Raw genomic sequence first — 16,426 nt, 5'->3', positions numbered from 1 at the left:
CTTATGAAAAAGAAAATTGCCAGCCTGTTTCTGATAATTTTTATGGTTTTTTCTGTTTTGCCTTTGGCTAGCCTGGCCGGCAGTGAACCGATGGATGATAATATTGATAATAGTAGTTCGGAAACTGAAGTTGACGATGATTGTCTGAATATAATATCAGAAACTGCTGTTCTAATGGATGCTGATTCCGGACAGGTGCTTTTTGAGAAAAAAATGAATAAGATAATGTATCCTGCAAGTATAACAAAAATACTTACAGGGTTGATTGCTTTGGAAAGAAGTCAATTAAATCAGGTGATTACAATGAGCGAAACCGCTGTTTTTTCAATAGAACGCGGTTCATCACATATTGCCTTGGACATGGATGAGAAAATCACGATGGAGCAGGCTTTGTATGGAATTGCTGTCGCTTCAGGAAATGATGCTGCGAATGGTATTGCTGAATCTGTGGGAGGTTCTTTGGAAAATTTTGCTTTGATGATGAATCAAAGAGCTCTCAAGGCAGGAGCCTTGAACAGTAATTTTACAAATGCTCATGGTTTGCCTGATGAAGATCATGTTTCTACTGCTTACGATATGGCTTGTATAATGAGGGAAGCGATTAAAACGCCAGAATTTTTAGAGATATTTAGTGAATTGAAATATGAAATTCCACCTACAAATAAACAAGAAGAAATTAGATATCTTCATAACGCCAATTGCCTTATAAATGGAGTTATTCCTTGTGAAGGTATAATAGCTGGCAAAACAGGTTATACCTCTGCCTCAGGGCATACCCTTGTGACTGCTGCAAGAAGGAATGGCAGAACTCTTATTGTTGTTGTTATGAATTCATCAGGCAAAAATGATAAATTTTATGACACTGCTGCTTTATTTGATTATGGATTCGATCATTTTAAAAAGGTCAGTATAAGTTCTAATCAGATAGTAAAAGAAGTAGAAGAAAGTTCAGACGATGGTCTTGAAATGCAGACCGTTTATTACAGTGAAAACGATGTGAATTTTTATCTGCACGATTCTTTGACGTCTGAGAATATAAAGATTGATTATATTCTATCTCTTGACGAGTATGAAAAAGCGGCAACAAAGTATCAGCAGTTTGGGCAAAATAAGGAAAATGATGATATTCAAAATGATAATGCCCTGTTGCCCCCTTTTGCTGTTATTGAACTGAACTCGTCTTCTGCAGAACAAGTGATGTATTCTGATGTTATTAAGATTCCACTTTACAAAACTTCGCACGAAACTCTTACAAACACAGGGAAAGACCAGAATCTAAATTCTAACAAAGGCAGTGCAGGCGTTGGCATAGCTGGAGGTGTTGAAGGAGGTAGCAAATTTTCTTTGCCTAAGATGTTACCAATAGCAACAGTAGCTTTTCTGATTGTTTTATGGTTTGTTTGGTATAACGAAAAAAAGAGAAGGCGTAGAAGAAAACTCCAAAGATTAAGACAAAGATATAATGTTAATCCTCATAGGACAGACGGCTTTTCTTCAAATAGGGGTTCTTCGAGGAGCAATCGAAATAAATTATCTTGAAGAGGTTGTGGCAGCCGATTTTTCTATAACCAATTCTTGCGTTAAATCTTTTATTGTGTCAAGATGATTATAACATCACAAGGATTGAGGTGAGCATATGAATGCAAAATCAATGCAGTTTTCTAACCATAAAATCGTATCAACAAGAGATCTTATGGATAATGCTGAATCCGAAGGTGTTAATACGGGTGTTTCTGTTTTTCAATTTAAAATTCAACTTAAGCATATAGGATCGCCTGTTTGGCGCAGGGTTCTCGTTCCAGATGATTGGACTTTTTCCGGGCTACATGAAGTAATTCAGGCAGCTTTTGAATGGAAAGACAAACGGTTACATAATTTTACTTTTGGCAGTCAACTCAGAATAGAAACAGAAAATGAGATACAGGCAATGTCTAACAATTCGCGTAAAATGATCATAAAAAGTGAAAATATGGCTGAAATTGCCGAAGTTTTTTCTGAATTCGAAAGAGGTCTGTATACATATGATTTTGAAGAAAATTGGGAACATGAGGTAGTTTTTGAACGTGTGCTGCCAAAGGAGCCAAATAAAATATATCCCTGTTGTGTTAAAGCGAGAGGGCAGGCTCTTGATGATGATACATATACAAATGTGCCACTTGATTTAGAAGAAATAAATGTTAGATTAGCTGTTTTAATGCCCAAATATCGTAAATATATCTATCGCAATCCTTATGAATGGCGTCTGTATAGCTGCTTGTCCAAACAAAGACTTTTGACTTTAAGACAACTTGGGAAGCACCACAGGACACCAAAATGGAGTAAACTTAGTAAGGAATCACTCATAACAGCTTTGTCTGCAGACATCATAGATTCTTTGCGGAAATTTATGTTGATTAATGATTCTCAGATGCCTAATTCGGAGCAATTATTACTATTTCTTTTAGCGATGCATAAAGGGGAGATCCCTTTTGAGATAGAACGGTATCAAGAGTGCTTTAATTCAGAAAAAGAATTGTTTAATATAATAGATAATTTAAAGCTTAAGGGATATATTTTTGACCTGGCGGTTCTAGATGAAAAGCAATTACCGCAGGTTATGCAAAAAAAACCAGAAGATTTTTTGCCTATTATTATTTTACCGGCAGAAATACGTCAGAAAATTATTAGATTGATTTCTGAACAGGATTTTAAAAGCATATATCGAAAAGCTGAAGCAGATTGTAAATTATGGTAAAGGACTGACTTTTTTATTTATAAGAGGTTAATATATTTTGCTTTAATAGTGAATGGGAGGATTTGTTATGAAAATTAATTCAGGATCTTTTAATGATAATTCGCTTGTTAAAAAAAGTAATGAAAATAAAAATTTCATTTCCGGCATTGGCAATAAGCAAAAAAAACAAAATATTTCAGAAGGTTTTTTGCCTCCTAAAAGCCATCCAATAGGCGATGAGATAAAGCAGTACTATATTGACAACAGTGGGGAAGTTCCTGAGAGAATACACTATGAGGTAAGAGATGCAAACGAGCCATTACCTTTTGAGAGAGTGCGACAGTTGCTCGTGGAAATAAACCAATCAGCAAATGATAATCCCGAAGATTTTAATAATGCACAGAAAGCTCCGCTGGCAGAATCTGTTTTGAAGCTTCTTAGCTGACATTTTTACTTCTCTAGGTTTAATTACAACTCAGGAGGTTATCATGGAAAATTTTTTGTCTGATTTTGTTTCTGTTCTTAAACAAAATAATAAAGAACAGTCTGTTATGTTGTGTCTTGATGCTCTGGGAAAAGGCAAGATTAACATATTTGAACTGTATCTGGAAATTTTAACTCCTGCCCTAAATAGACTGGTTTTTTCAGAAAAAGAGCAGGATGATATGATCTGGCAGGAGCATATCCAGTCTTCGATAGTAAGATCAATCATTGAGGCTTCTTATCCTTATGTTTTGCGTGAACGTAAAGAGAGGGCTTTGCAGATTGATAAGACGGTGGTTGTTTTTTGTCCGGAGGAAGAACAGCATGAATTAGGAGCCAGAATGGCTGCTGATTTTTTTTATATCGAAGGGTATAATACAATTTATTTGGGGGCAAGAACTCCTGCTGCGACTTTGATAAAAGCATGCACAGCTTTAAAACCTGAAATTATAGTTATGAGCATTACAAATTATTTTAATCTTGTGTCTGCTAAAAAAACGATTGAAGAAATTAGGAAAAAACTAGATTATACTGTGCGTATTATGGCAGGAGGGAACGCATTTTGTGCGCAGAAAGATGCCTGTCGGTCTATTGGTACAGATTTGATAATAAGTGATCTGATGCAGATCGCTGATTTCAGGAAGGAGGAATTACAATGAATTCCTTATCCTTCAGAATAGCATGGAGATTTCTTAAATCCAGCAAAGGTCAGACTGTTCTTATTTTACTTGGCATAACAATAGGAGTAGCTGTACAAATTTTTATCGGTTCTTTAATTGATGGTCTTCAGATATCATTGATTGATAATACTATTGGTAGGTCTTCACACATTACAGTTGTGGCAGAGGGCAGGGAGAAAGACTTTTTGCAAGATGACACTTTCATTGATAGCCTTAGAGAAAATGGTCTGATAGAAAGTGTTGCTTCTTCCTACAGTAACTCCGCTTTTTTAATAAATGATGATGAGAGCTGGCCATTGCTTGTAAGAGGCTTTGAACTAGAAGATGCGAATAAAATATATGATTTTGATGATTCACTGGTTGAAGGTAAAGTGCCGTTAACATCAGAAGATGTTCTTATAGGATCTGATCTTGCCTCTGAGGCTGATCTTAAAATAGGAGATAAGTTTTTTGTTGTTACTGCGGAAGGTGATCAAAAAGAGTTTAATATATCGGGGATTTTCGATTTGCAAATTTCCTCTATAAACAAAACATGGGCAATTACAACACTTGAGGCAAGCCAGAGCTTATTTCAACAAAGTGGACAGCTTAGTGCTATTGAAATGCAAATCAGTCAGGTTTTTGAAGCAGACGAGATTGCAATTGCTATAGAGCCTGATTTGCCAGAGGGTGTTGTTGTAACAAATTGGAAAGAGGAAAATGCGGCTCTTCTAAGTGGTCTTGCAGGTCAATCAGCTTCTAGCTACATGATTCAACTATTTGTATTGCTAGCTGTGCTTTTAGGAATAAGCTCAGTTCTTGCTATTTCTGTAGTTCAAAAATCAAGGCAACTTGGAATCTTAAAGGCCATGGGAATCAAAGATAAATCTGCCAGCCGAATTTTTTTGTCGCAGGGATTAATATTGGGGGCATTTGGTTCACTGCTAGGGGCAGGCCTTGGTCTTGCTCTCTCTTATATTTTTTCTGTCTTTGTAAAAAATCCAGATGGATCAGCTTTGGTGCCATTTTATTTTGATCCTGTTTTTGTAGGTCTATCAATAGTAATTGCTATTACAGCTGCTACAATCGCAGCATTCATTCCTGCACGAAAATCTTCAAAACTGAATCCGATAGAGGTGATAAAAAATGGCTGATTTACTTAAACTGAATAAAATCAATAAAATATATGGAGATAAAGTTAAAACACAGGTCCTTTTTGATGTTGATCTGGCATTTCAGAAACAGTCTTTTAATGCCATAATTGGTGAGTCCGGCAGTGGCAAATCGACTTTGATGAATATAATAGGCACCCTTGATCGACCATCCAGCGGTGAAGTGATTATAGCAGGTAAAAGCACATCTGCTATGAAAAAAGATGAATTGGCAGTTTTGCGTAATGAGACTATTGGGTTTATTTTTCAGTTTCATTATCTTTTGCCTGAATTTACTGTTTTGGAAAATGTTTTAATGCCGGCACAGATCAAAAATGGTAAAGTTAGTGCGGCACAAAGGCAAAGAGCACTTGAATTAATTGAATTGGTTGGATTAAAAAAGGTTAGAAATAATATGGCAACGGACTTGTCAGGGGGACAGCAGCAAAGGACAGCAATTGCCAGAGCCTTGATAAATGAACCTAAAATAATATTGGGGGATGAACCGACTGGTAATTTGGACTCTCAAACAACTGAGTCTATATATACTCTCTTAAGAGAAATTAATCACTCTATTAAATCTACTTTTATAATTATTACTCATGATCAGAGAATTGCAGAAAAAGCAGATCGGATAATAGAAATCAAAGATGGTCGAATTAATCTGGATATTATTAAATAGCTTTGCAAAATAAGTCTCGGTTAATTAAGCATGAGAAAGAAGAGACTTAAAATGATGTAGGAGATAAGAATGAGAAGTAATTTTAGATCAAGAATAACAGGGGTTTTTGGGTTCCCGGTTGATGAAAATCCAACAATAATTATGCAGGAAGCTGCTTTTGCGCAAAAAAAGCTTGATTGGAGGTATTTGACTCTAAAAGTTAAACCTGAAGATTTAGCTGAAGCGGTAGCTGGAATGAGAGCAATGAATTTTGATGGGATAAATCTGACAATACCACATAAAACTGCAATTATACCCTTACTTGATAAAATTACTGACAGTGCAAAATTGATAGGTGCAGTCAATACTGTCGTAAGGCAAGATGGTCAGCTTATTGGAACAAATACAGATGGTAAAGGTTTTGTAGAAGGATTATCGCAATGCAAAATAAGTCTTGAGAATAAACATATTGTACTTTTAGGTGCTGGCGGTGCTGCCAGAGCAATAGCTGTTGAAAGTGCTTTAGCAGGTTGTTCGTCAATAACTGTTATTAATAGAAACAGAGAGAGGGGATTAAATCTTTCTAATCTTATAAATAGTAAAACAGAATGCCAAGCTGATTTTGTCGAATGGACGCCAAGAGTTAGAATACCAGCTTGTGATATTCTTATAAACGCTACAAGTGTAGGTCTTTATCCTGATAAAAGCTTTCCTGACATTGAATACGATGATATAAAAAAAGATATGATTGTTCAGGATATAATTCCCAATCCTGCAATTACTCCTTTTTTGGAAAAAGCGAAGATACAAGGAGCAAAAACCTTTGATGGTCTCAATATGCTTGTTTATCAGGGTGCGATAGCATTTAAATTGTGGACAGGTGAAGACCCTTCAATCCCTATTATGAAAAAAGCTCTTGAAGATGCTTTTGGGAAATAAGATTAAGCATTTTTTCTTACGCTATATATCAAATGATTCTACTGAAAAGCTGCTTCTGATTTTTGTCTTTTAAGGCAAGGACAGAAGCATTTTTTGTCTAATAAAATTTTTATTTGATCATCTAAAAATTTTATATAAAAAATATATAAAAAGTTATTGACTGTTTAAGTTTGTTTTTGTATTATAAGCACATAAAAAGCGCGCTTGGATTGTTTTTGCTAGTTGTATATGACAAAAAAAGAAGTGATTATCAAAATTAAAACAAAAAAACAGTATTCTTCAATAAATGTTTTTTTGAAAAATGAAACTGTAACAATAAAATTTTTAGGAGGATTAAGAATGAATAAGAAAGTTTTGTCACTGATTATTGCAATTACTATGGTTTTTAGTTTGCTTGCAGCCTGTGGAGGTTCTGAAACCGAGCAGACAACTGCTGCACCTGAACAGACAACTAAAGCAGATGCAGAAACAACTGAACCTGCTGATAATACAGATGATGAAAAAGAAGGATCCAATTTGATTGCTATTATAACTCCTTCACATTCAAATCCGTATTTCAAGACTGTTGCAGATGCTGCAACTGAGCAAGCTGAAGAATTAGGATATGAAGTAATTAGCATGCAACATGATGATGATCCTGTAAAGCAGAATGAAATGTTTGAAACTGCTATTGCTAGAGGTGTTGTAGCTATAATATGTGATAATGCCGGCGCTGATGCCTCTGTAGCTCCTATTCAGAAAGCTCTTGATAATGGTATACCTACGTTCCTGGTTGATCGTGAAATTAATGTTACAGGAGTTGCGGCTGCCCAGATAGTATCTAATAACTATCAGGGATCTCAGTTAGTTGCAGAAGAATTTGTTCGTGTGTTAGGAGAAGAAGGCGGCTACGTTGAACTTCTTGGTCTTGAGTCAGATACTAATGCAGGTGTTCGTTCTCAGGGATTCCACGAAGTTCTTGACCAATATGATGGATTGGTAATGGTAGAACAACAAAGTGCAAGTTGGAGCCAAACAGAAGCTTACGAAATAATGGAGTCTATAATTCAATCTAAAAGAGGCGAGTTCCAAGGTGTTATTTGTGGTAACGATACAATGGCAATGGGTGCAATGGAAGCTCTTTTACAAGCTGGATTAAATGATGTTATCGTTGTCGGTTTTGACGGAAGTAACGATGTTAGAGATTCTATATTGCGTGGTGAAATTAAAGCGACAGCCCTTCAACCTATAGCAGAAATTTCAAAAATGGCCGTAATACAAGCTGACAAACTTATAAAAACAGGATCTACAGGTGCAGATGAAAAACAACTTATGGATTGTGTTCTTATAACTGAGGCTAATGCAGAGCAACTTGACAATTTCATGCTTAAATAAATCTAAAAAGTAATGAGAATTATTATTGCCTGATCGAGAGAATCACCGATTTGTGACATTAGTTTCTAAGTTGGCTTTGTGCTGATTGTTGGCATTTATTGCTTTAGGAAGTAGTCCGATTCAGGTGATTCTCTCTTGATTATTTACGAGGTGGGAGAATTGATGAAGATCAGACCTGTAGTTAGTAAATCTGTTTCTACCGTTTTGCTGTTGGCTTTCATTGTTATATTCGCAAGTGGTTGTGTGGTTGTAAGACATTCTGATTTGGATAATGCTGGTGCTCAAGGTGGTCAATATGATGATGTTAAATATAGTGCATCAGCGTATCGAGATGAGAATTGGGAAAAAGTAGTTGAAAATATTATTAATAGATCCTCTGATGCAAATGCTGTTTTACAAGCTTTGACTGAAGATGTAGATGTGGCAGGAGAAAAATATGGACGCCGTGCTCAACAGGCTGGTAGTGCTTGGAATTTTGGTATAAGTGGTACTGCAAAAATAGTATCGGTAAATACGGAGCTTAGAGCAGGAACTGTTGGCATGGATTTGGAACCGTTTGATGGTGTTCCTGATTTTATAATGCAGGTAGGACCAGTTTTTAGAACAAATTGTCTGCGTGATTTTACTGATTTTATCAGATTTGACGATTTTTCCAATCAGGTTGAGTATGCAAATTTGACAGGAGCTTTTAATGAAACGGTTTATGAAAGCGTATTGAATATTGCAGAAAGTTGGCAAGAAGGAGATATATATGAATTTGTTGGCGCATTTACCTGGCAGAATAGTAATGAACCTGACATGATTCAAATGATACCTGTAAAGTTGGAAAAGGCAGGTGACTAAGGATGAATGAAGAACTAGCAATTGTTATGAAAGCAAGGGGAATTACAAAAATATACCCAGGAACAATAGCGTTAAAAGAAGTTGATTTTGATGTTGTTGCAGGAAAAGTCAATGTTTTAATTGGCGAAAATGGTGCAGGTAAGTCAACTCTTATGAAAATATTGGCTGGTATAGAACAACAGACAGAAGGTGTTATTCATATGGATGACAAACCAGTTCATTTTCATAATTCTCGAGATGCTGCCAATAAAGGTGTTGGAATAATCCACCAAGAGTTAAATCTTTTTAACAATATGAGTGTTGTTGAGAATATGTTTGTTGGTAAAGAAATATCTAATGCTATTGGTATAGATAGAAAGAAACAAGTTCAGATTGCTAAAGAAGCTCTTGAAAGAATGCAGCTGTTTATAGATCCGAATACTAATATGCAAAACTTACGTGTGGGACAACAGCAAATAGTTGAAATCACCAAGACTATGTTGCAGCAGCAGCTTAGAGTTCTGATTATGGATGAACCAACTTCTTCCTTGAGTAATACGGAAGTAGAAGTATTGTTTCAACTTATTGATGAGCTAAAAAAACAAGGAATCGCAATAATATATATTTCCCACAGACTTGAAGAGATTATACGTATTGGAGACTACGTAACAATATTACGAGACGGTAAGCGTGTAGCAAATGATTCTGTATCAAATATTGATGTAGGCTGGATTGTTAGGCAAATGGTGGGAGATACTTCAATTGAAATTGAAAAAACTCCTTTTTCTGGTGAAAAAAAAGAAATTTTGCGAGTCGAAAACTTATCTTTGCCTAAAATGGGTGGTGGTTTTGTTGTTGATCACATAAATTTTTCTGTTCACACTGGGGAAGTTTTAGGGATATACGGATTAATGGGTGCAGGAAGAACAGAAGCTATGGAATGCATTATGGGATTGCATCCAGAAAGTAGTGGAAATGTATATCTTCATGAAAATAAATTACCAGGTAAAGGTGTTGGTTTAAGGATATCACAAGGTTTGACGCTAGTGCCGGAAGATCGCCAGTCCGGAGGTTTAGTACAATCGATGACTGTTGAGGAAAATCTTTTGCTAACAGGAATTAAAAAATTCACAAAATACGGTCGTATTAGACGAAAAAAAGCAGCAATTGAAACAGACAATATCGTAAAAAGTTTATTTATAAAAGTAGCGAATGTAAAAAACCTTATAACCAGCTTGTCTGGCGGTAATCAGCAAAAAGTAGTTATTGGAAAATCTATTCTTGCCAGTCCGGAAGTTATTTTGCTTGATGAGCCATCGAGAGGAATAGATGTTGGTGCCAAGGCTGATGTTTTCAGAATCATGCGTCGATTTGCAGCTGATGGCATGGGGATAGTTTTTGTAGGATCAGAGTTAAAAGAAATCATTGCTGTCTGTGACCGTGTAATTGTTATGTCGGAAGGTAAAATAACTGCGGAATTTTCTGGTGATGAGATAAAAGAAGAATCATTAATTATTGCTTCAACGGCAGGCAAGAAAAAAGCGCAAAGTGCTTAATAATTAGATTGGATTGGAGAAGATATATATGGGAAACAGCCTTGTAAAAAAGCAGTCTTTAGGAATGCTGTTACTTAGATCAAGAACGGCTATAGCTCTTGTTATTCTATTAATATTTTTTAGTTTTGCTGCACCGAACTTTACTTCTTGGCCTAGCATAGTTCTAATGGTAAAACATGCGTCTATATATGGACTTCTTGCTGTAGGTATGACGATGGTTTTGCTTACAGGAGGAATAGATCTTTCGGTTGGTTCAATGGTAGGACTGGCAGGAATGATTGCTGGGGGACTTCTAAATCAGGGGCTTGTTTTAAATCCTCTTGGTATTACTGTTTACTTTAGTGTTCCTATGATTATTCTGATAGTGACAGTTATGTGTATTCTTATAGGTCTTGTAAATGCTGTTTTAATTAGCTATCTCAAAGTGCCTCCTTTTATAGCAACTTTGGGAACACAACAGGTATGTAGAGGCTTTGCCATGCTAAGAAATGGTGGTGCTACATTTCCTAATTTGATCGGCAGTGAAGAATATGGGAATCTTGGTTTTGATTGGCTCGGAGCTCAGACTGTTCCTGTTATTGATATGCCCGTTTCAATTTTCATATTTTTTGGAGTTGCTTTAATAGCTTGGTACATAATCAAAAAAACTTCCTTGGGCATGCGCATATATGCTGTAGGAGGAAATGAACGTGCTGCTAAATTATCAGGAGTAAGGACAGATAGAATTAAGCTGTTTGTTTATATGTTTGGCGGTTTTTGCTGTGCATTATGTGGACTTATAGTTACATCTCAACTTCGTGCTGCTCATCCAGCAACCGGAGATGGTTATGAAATGAACGCAATATCTTCAGCAGTTTTAGGTGGTACTTCTCTTTCCGGAGGAATTGGAGGTATTGGCGGTACTGTGATAGGAATGCTTGTTATCACAGTTCTTAACGACGGTATGGTAATGATGGGGGTTTCTCAATTTTGGCAAATGGTTATCAAAGGAACAGTTGTAGTTCTTGCAGTAATAATTGATCAAATGCAAGGTGAAATGCAAAAGAAAATTGCTTTGCAGCAGAGAAATGCTGCTTGATAAATATTTTAGTTAGCTCCTATGTAGAAAGGAAAGAAAAAAGCAATGTCAATTGTAGATTACAAAAAAATAGCTAATCAGCGAAGAGCTGAGCTTTTAACGATGATTTTTGAAGCAAAAACAGGACATACTGGAGGGTCTTTATCTAGTGTTGATATATTGACTGCTCTCTATTACGGAGTGATGAATATAGATCCCAAGTTGCCAGCTTGGCCTGATAGAGACCGTTTTGTTTTAAGCAAAGGTCATTCGGTTGAAGGATATTTGTGTGTGCTGGCTGATAAGGGTTTTTTCCCCAAATCAGAACTAAAGACATTTAGTAAATATAAATCCAGATTAATAGGCCATCCTAGCAATAAAGTTCCAGGTATGGAAATATGCTCTGGTGCTTTGGGTCATGGGCTTTCTGTTGCTGCCGGTATGGCTCTGGGTGCTAAAAAAATGGGTAAGGATTATAAAACCTATGTTCTGATGGGTGACGGAGAACTTGCTGAAGGTAGTGTTTGGGAAGCCGCAATGGCAGCAGCTAATTATAAGCTTGATAATCTTACCGCAATTATAGATCGTAATGGTCTTCAGATAAGTGGTTCTACGGAAGATGTAATGCGCCTCGAGCAGTTAGCAGATAAATGGAAGGCTTTTGGCTGGCAGGTTTCTGAAGTAGATGGACATGATATTGAAGCTATGATCGCTCTTTTCAAAAAGAATCCTTCAGAAACTGGTAAGCCTCACCTTGTTATAGCAAAAACGACAAAAGGAAAAGGAGTGCCATTTATGGAAAATGTAGCAAAATGGCATCATGGAGTTCCGACAGATGAGCAGTTAAAACAAGCACTTCAGGCACTTAATGTTGAGGAGGTCAAATTATGAGTATACCGTGCAGACAGGCCTTTTCTGAAGAAATTCTGAAGTTGGCAAAAAAAGATTCTTCTATAGTTGCTCTTTGTTCGGATTCAAGAGGGTCAGTTACTTTAGGTGCTTTTGCAAATGAACTATCGGAACAGTTTATTGAAGTAGGAATTGCCGAACAAAACTGTGTAGGTATGGCAGCCGGACTAGCCAATTCAGGTCTTAAGCCTTTTGTTGCCGGTCCCGCCTGTTTTTATTCCATGCGAAGTGCAGAACAGGTAAAGGTTGATATAGCATACTCCAATAGTAATGTAAAAGTTATTGGCATATCCGGTGGAGTTAGTTACGGTGCTTTGGGTACTAGTCATCATAGCCTCCAGGATATAGCAACTATGACCGCTGTGCCGGGATTAACGGTCATTTTGCCTGCCGATGCATGGCAGACAATAAAAATGACAGAAGTTTTAGCTGAATATGTCGGCCCAGTCTATGTGAGGATGGGTCGTGGAGCTGTTCCCGACTTGTATGGGCCAGAAGGAGAATCAGGTCTGAGCCCTAATTTTGAAATAGGCAAAGCAATTTCTCTTATGAAGGGTTCGGATATAACAATAATAGGCTGTGGAGAGACTGTTTACCATGCGTGGAAAGCCGGCAAATTATTGGAACAGCAAGGTATCTCGGCCACTGTTCTTGACATACACACTTTGATGCCTTTTGACACAGATGTTGTTCTTGCAGCCGCCGCAGATAGTAAAGCAGTAATTACAGTGGAAGAACATAGTATAAATGGAGGTCTTGGCAGTATAGTAGCCGGATTATTATCTGAAAACAATCCTAAAAGAATAAAAAGAATAGCATTGCCTAATGAGAATATAGTTACGGGATCCAGCAGCGAAGTATTTGCACATTATGGCATAACGGCAGAAAATATCGCAGACCAGGCACAAAGATTGCTTAAGTGAGGTTACAAAAAATGTCTTTCATTTTGGCTATAGATCAAAGTACCGCAGGCACCAAAGCTTTGCTGGTTGATCATAAAGGTTATATAGAAGCAAAAGATTCTATTAATCACAAACAATATTATCCAGCTCCAGGCTGGGTAGAACATGATGCAGAAGAGATTTGGCAAAATGTTTCCAAATTAATACAAACATTGCCGGAGTCAGCAGGATATAGTTTATCTGATGTTGTAGGCCTGTCAATTTGCAATCAACGAGAAACAACAGTTGCCTGGGATAGAGAAAGTGGAAAGCCTTTGGCTCCTGCGGTAGTATGGCAGTGTCAAAGAGGATCAGGAATATGTGATCAACTCTCAGAATCTGCTGAAATGATAAGGCAGAAAACCGGATTACCACTTTCCGCTTATTTTCCGGCTGCCAAAGCAGCTTGGCTGATACAACATATTCCTGGTCTTAAACAAAAGGCTAATCAAGGACAGGCTTGCATAGGAACAATTGATAGTTATCTTCTTTATCGATTGACCAAAGGCAAAACTTTTGCAACCGACTATTCTAATGCAAGTAGAACCCAGCTATTTAATCTTCAGACCTTGGCCTGGGACAAAGAAATTGCTGACTTGTTTGGCATTCCTTTAACTTGCCTGCCTGAAATAAGATTTTCAGATGATAATTTTGGCTTTACTGCAGAAAATTTGTTTTCGTCACAATTGCCGATTTCTGGAGTTATGGGTGATTCACATGCAGCTCTTTTTGGTCAAGGATGCTTAAAACCAGGCATGGCAAAAGCTACATATGGAACTGGCTCCAGCATCATGTTAAATGTTGGTTTGGATCAGCCTGTACCACCGCAAGGTATTGCGGCTTCTCTAGCCTGGGGCTGGCGCGGAGAAATAAATTATGTTCTTGAAGGTAATGTTACAAGTTCGGGAGATACCTTGAACTGGTTGGTAAATGATTTAAGACTGGTACAAAGTCCACGAGAAATAGATGAACTTGCTGAGCAGGTTGAATCTGCAGGTGGCGTGTATCTGGTGCCAGCTTTTTCTGGACTGGGCGCTCCGTATTTTGAAAGCCAGGCAAGAGCTGCGATTACTGGCTTAAATAGAGGCAGCGATCGCAGGCATATTGCCAGAGCAGCTTTGGAATCTATCGCTTATCAAAATACTGCAGTTGTAAAAGCAATGGATAAAGTTATTGCCGAGCTTAGAGTGGACGGCGGACCAACTAGAAGTGAAGTTTTAATGCAGTTTCAGTCAGATTTGCTGGATTGCCCTGTGAGATGCAGTATTGCACAGGAAATATCTGCTCTAGGATCTGCCTATATGGGAGGTTTAGCCTTAGGTTTTTATGAAAATTCCTCTCAGATACAAGCCTGGCAGCAATCAGGTAAAAGCTATAGACCTAATATGAGCAGGAAAGATGCTCAGTTAAGAATATCAGGATGGGATTTGGCTGTTAAGAGAGTTATTTTAACTTGAAAATAATATTTATAGTTACTAAAAAAATAAAATAGATTGTTGAGGTGTATTATGGCTACTTTTGGATTAATTGTGTGCAATCGTTCTTTTTTTCCTGATCATGTTGTTGCTGCAGGCAGACAGGAGCTGATTGATTGTTTGAGTGAATGGGGACATGATAGCATAGTGCTATCCGAAACTGACACCAAGGGCGGTGGAGTAGAGACTATACAAGATGCTAGAAAATGTGCTGAACTTTTCAGGAAAAAAGCGGAAAGCATTGATGGCATAATAATTTGTATGCCTAATTTTGGTGATGAGCTTAGTGTAACTGAAGTTATAACTCAGTCAAAATTAAATGTTCCGATTCTTATTCAGGCTAGTAAAGATCAGCTTGATAAGCTTGATCTTGCTAATCGTAGAGATGCCTTTTGCGGTAAAATTTCTGTTTGTAATAATTTCCGCCAGTGTGGAATAAAATTTTCTTTAACCAGTAATCACACATGTGCTGTTAATAGTCTCGAGTTTAAGGCAGATGTCAATAGATTTGCTGCCATATGTAAAGTTGTAGGAGGATTATCAAAAGCCAGAATTGCCGCTATAGGTGCAAGACCTGATGCTTTTCATACTGTAAGGTTTAGTGAAAAAATTCTACAGCGTGCAGGTATAAATATCTCGGTTGTTGATATGTCTATGATTTTGCATCATGCACGCAGTATCTCTGATCAAAAAATAATCGATGAAAAAATTGAAGAAATAAAGGCTTACGGTAATATTGATAAATCTGCTACGCCAGAACAGATTGACCATGAAGCTCGCCTTTCAATAGCGATAGAATCATTTGTTGACGAAAATGAGTGTACAGCTTCAGCTGTGCAGTGCTGGGATGCAGTTGAAACCGACTATGGAGTTGCAACATGTTTGCCCATGAGTATGATGGGTATGCGTGGTAAACCAAGTGCCTGTGAAATGGATATAATGGGTGCTTTAAGTATGCAGGCTCTTTTGCTGGCAGGAGATACACCACCTATGCTTCAAGATTGGAATAACAATTATGGAGAGGAAAAAGACAAATGCATAAATGTTCATTGCTCCAATTTCCCCGGTTGTGTTTTTGATAAAAAACCGGAAATAGGCTATTTGGATGTTTTATCAACCACTTTAGGTGTAGAAAATTGTTTCGGAGCTTGTAAAGGACGAGTTACACCTGGTCCTATGACTTATCTTAGAATTTCTACAGATGATTGTGCCGGTAAGATTCGCTGCTATCTTGGCGAAGGTGAATTTACAGATGATCCGCTGGATACTTTTGGAGGCATTACTGTTTGTAAAGTAAAAGAGATGAATGGACTTATGAAATACATCTGCGAACAAGGATTTGAACATCATATTGCTCTGAGCCAGTCCTCCTGTGCAGATGTTCTTGAAGAAGCGCTGGATAAATATCTGGAATGGGACGTGTATAGACATAGTTGATAATACTACTTAAAATAACCGGGAAAATATTTTTTGTGTTTTCCCGGTTATTGTATTTTAGGATAATACTACAAAACATAGCTATCAAAAATTTGCCAAAAAGACGAATTAGTAATTTTATAATTTATTGTAATCATAATAGAATTTAAACTATGAAATGTAACTTAAATGGATGTTATTTGCACATAAATTGAGTATAATATACTTGTAAAATTTTAGATAATTATTTTAGTACAACTATCGGTAATT

General features: G+C 37.1%; 15 protein-coding genes. All 15 read left to right on the top strand.

Going from position 1 to position 16,426, the window contains the following annotated elements; all coding sequences use genetic code 11:
* The first annotated feature begins 3 nt into the window (after window positions 1-3).
* The 15 genes from AC0KSB_RS00490 (at window position 4) to AC0KSB_RS00420 (ending at window position 16,177) form a co-directional block, all read left to right on the top strand.
* A complete protein-coding gene (locus tag AC0KSB_RS00490) occupies window positions 4-1,539 on the top strand; it encodes a D-alanyl-D-alanine carboxypeptidase family protein (RefSeq protein WP_472305701.1) in 1,536 nt (511 codons plus the stop codon).
* A gap of 97 nt (window positions 1,540-1,636) precedes the next feature.
* Complete coding sequence (locus tag AC0KSB_RS00485; protein WP_472305700.1) at window positions 1,637-2,734, top strand: plasmid pRiA4b ORF-3 family protein; 1,098 nt, start codon at window positions 1,637-1,639, stop codon at window positions 2,732-2,734.
* 67 nt (window positions 2,735-2,801) lie between these two features.
* The gene (locus AC0KSB_RS00480) at window positions 2,802-3,158 is read left to right on the top strand and encodes a hypothetical protein (protein ID WP_472305699.1); all 357 of its coding nucleotides are present in this window, start codon (window positions 2,802-2,804) and stop codon (window positions 3,156-3,158) included.
* Between the two features lie 43 nt (window positions 3,159-3,201).
* On the top strand, window positions 3,202-3,855 hold the full coding sequence (locus AC0KSB_RS00475) for a cobalamin B12-binding domain-containing protein (RefSeq protein ID WP_472305698.1): 654 nt from the start codon (window positions 3,202-3,204) through the stop codon (window positions 3,853-3,855).
* Complete coding sequence (locus AC0KSB_RS00470) at window positions 3,852-5,009, top strand: ABC transporter permease (protein WP_472305697.1); 1,158 nt, start codon at window positions 3,852-3,854, stop codon at window positions 5,007-5,009. The genes AC0KSB_RS00475 and AC0KSB_RS00470 overlap by 4 nt, the downstream gene beginning before the upstream one ends.
* Window positions 5,002-5,688, top strand: coding sequence for an ABC transporter ATP-binding protein (locus tag AC0KSB_RS00465; RefSeq protein ID WP_472305696.1), 687 nt, complete (start codon window positions 5,002-5,004; stop codon window positions 5,686-5,688). The genes AC0KSB_RS00470 and AC0KSB_RS00465 overlap by 8 nt, the downstream gene beginning before the upstream one ends.
* Window positions 5,689-5,757: 69 nt before the next feature.
* Window positions 5,758-6,606, top strand: a complete 849-nt coding sequence (aroE, locus tag AC0KSB_RS00460) for a shikimate dehydrogenase (protein WP_472305695.1) — start codon at window positions 5,758-5,760, stop codon at window positions 6,604-6,606.
* A gap of 339 nt (window positions 6,607-6,945) precedes the next feature.
* Window positions 6,946-7,980 carry a substrate-binding domain-containing protein gene (locus AC0KSB_RS00455; protein ID WP_472305694.1) on the top strand — a complete coding sequence of 345 codons (1,035 nt, stop codon included), beginning with the start codon at window positions 6,946-6,948 and terminating at the stop codon, window positions 7,978-7,980.
* A 162-nt stretch (window positions 7,981-8,142) separates the two neighbouring features.
* Window positions 8,143-8,823 carry a DUF2291 family protein gene (locus AC0KSB_RS00450; RefSeq protein ID WP_472305693.1) on the top strand — a complete coding sequence of 227 codons (681 nt, stop codon included), beginning with the start codon at window positions 8,143-8,145 and terminating at the stop codon, window positions 8,821-8,823.
* Between the two features lie 2 nt (window positions 8,824-8,825).
* Window positions 8,826-10,358, top strand: coding sequence for a sugar ABC transporter ATP-binding protein (locus tag AC0KSB_RS00445; RefSeq protein WP_472305692.1), 1,533 nt, complete (start codon window positions 8,826-8,828; stop codon window positions 10,356-10,358).
* Between the two features lie 28 nt (window positions 10,359-10,386).
* Window positions 10,387-11,436, top strand: a complete 1,050-nt coding sequence (locus tag AC0KSB_RS00440) for an ABC transporter permease (RefSeq protein ID WP_472305691.1) — start codon at window positions 10,387-10,389, stop codon at window positions 11,434-11,436.
* A 45-nt stretch (window positions 11,437-11,481) separates the two neighbouring features.
* Window positions 11,482-12,306, top strand: a complete 825-nt coding sequence (locus tag AC0KSB_RS00435; protein WP_472305690.1) for a transketolase — start codon at window positions 11,482-11,484, stop codon at window positions 12,304-12,306.
* Window positions 12,303-13,247 (top strand): transketolase family protein, encoded by a 945-nt coding sequence (locus AC0KSB_RS00430; protein WP_472305689.1) that lies wholly within the window; start codon window positions 12,303-12,305, stop codon window positions 13,245-13,247. The genes AC0KSB_RS00435 and AC0KSB_RS00430 overlap by 4 nt, the downstream gene beginning before the upstream one ends.
* A gap of 11 nt (window positions 13,248-13,258) precedes the next feature.
* Complete coding sequence (locus AC0KSB_RS00425; RefSeq protein WP_472305688.1) at window positions 13,259-14,722, top strand: FGGY family carbohydrate kinase; 1,464 nt, start codon at window positions 13,259-13,261, stop codon at window positions 14,720-14,722.
* Between the two features lie 51 nt (window positions 14,723-14,773).
* Complete coding sequence (locus tag AC0KSB_RS00420) at window positions 14,774-16,177, top strand: L-fucose/L-arabinose isomerase family protein (protein WP_472305687.1); 1,404 nt, start codon at window positions 14,774-14,776, stop codon at window positions 16,175-16,177.
* Window positions 16,178-16,426: the final 249 nt, after the last annotated feature.

The sequence above is a fragment of the Ercella succinigenes genome (assembly GCF_900002895.1).
This window is presented reverse-complemented; position numbering and strand designations above follow the sequence as displayed.

What these genes read in the sequence shown, in the direction of transcription:
- AC0KSB_RS00490 (WP_472305701.1), top strand. Translation starts at nt 4, where the DNA reads ATGAAAAAGAAAATTGCCAGCCTGTTTCTGATAATTTTTATGGTTTTT.
- AC0KSB_RS00485 (WP_472305700.1), top strand. Translation starts at nt 1,637, where the DNA reads ATGAATGCAAAATCAATGCAGTTTTCTAACCATAAAATCGTATCAACA.
- AC0KSB_RS00480 (WP_472305699.1), top strand. Translation starts at nt 2,802, where the DNA reads ATGAAAATTAATTCAGGATCTTTTAATGATAATTCGCTTGTTAAAAAA.
- AC0KSB_RS00475 (WP_472305698.1), top strand. Translation starts at nt 3,202, where the DNA reads ATGGAAAATTTTTTGTCTGATTTTGTTTCTGTTCTTAAACAAAATAAT.
- AC0KSB_RS00470 (WP_472305697.1), top strand. Translation starts at nt 3,852, where the DNA reads ATGAATTCCTTATCCTTCAGAATAGCATGGAGATTTCTTAAATCCAGC.
- AC0KSB_RS00465 (WP_472305696.1), top strand. Translation starts at nt 5,002, where the DNA reads ATGGCTGATTTACTTAAACTGAATAAAATCAATAAAATATATGGAGAT.
- aroE (WP_472305695.1), top strand. Translation starts at nt 5,758, where the DNA reads ATGAGAAGTAATTTTAGATCAAGAATAACAGGGGTTTTTGGGTTCCCG.
- AC0KSB_RS00455 (WP_472305694.1), top strand. Translation starts at nt 6,946, where the DNA reads ATGAATAAGAAAGTTTTGTCACTGATTATTGCAATTACTATGGTTTTT.
- AC0KSB_RS00450 (WP_472305693.1), top strand. Translation starts at nt 8,143, where the DNA reads ATGAAGATCAGACCTGTAGTTAGTAAATCTGTTTCTACCGTTTTGCTG.
- AC0KSB_RS00445 (WP_472305692.1), top strand. Translation starts at nt 8,826, where the DNA reads ATGAATGAAGAACTAGCAATTGTTATGAAAGCAAGGGGAATTACAAAA.
- AC0KSB_RS00440 (WP_472305691.1), top strand. Translation starts at nt 10,387, where the DNA reads ATGGGAAACAGCCTTGTAAAAAAGCAGTCTTTAGGAATGCTGTTACTT.
- AC0KSB_RS00435 (WP_472305690.1), top strand. Translation starts at nt 11,482, where the DNA reads ATGTCAATTGTAGATTACAAAAAAATAGCTAATCAGCGAAGAGCTGAG.
- AC0KSB_RS00430 (WP_472305689.1), top strand. Translation starts at nt 12,303, where the DNA reads ATGAGTATACCGTGCAGACAGGCCTTTTCTGAAGAAATTCTGAAGTTG.
- AC0KSB_RS00425 (WP_472305688.1), top strand. Translation starts at nt 13,259, where the DNA reads ATGTCTTTCATTTTGGCTATAGATCAAAGTACCGCAGGCACCAAAGCT.
- AC0KSB_RS00420 (WP_472305687.1), top strand. Translation starts at nt 14,774, where the DNA reads ATGGCTACTTTTGGATTAATTGTGTGCAATCGTTCTTTTTTTCCTGAT.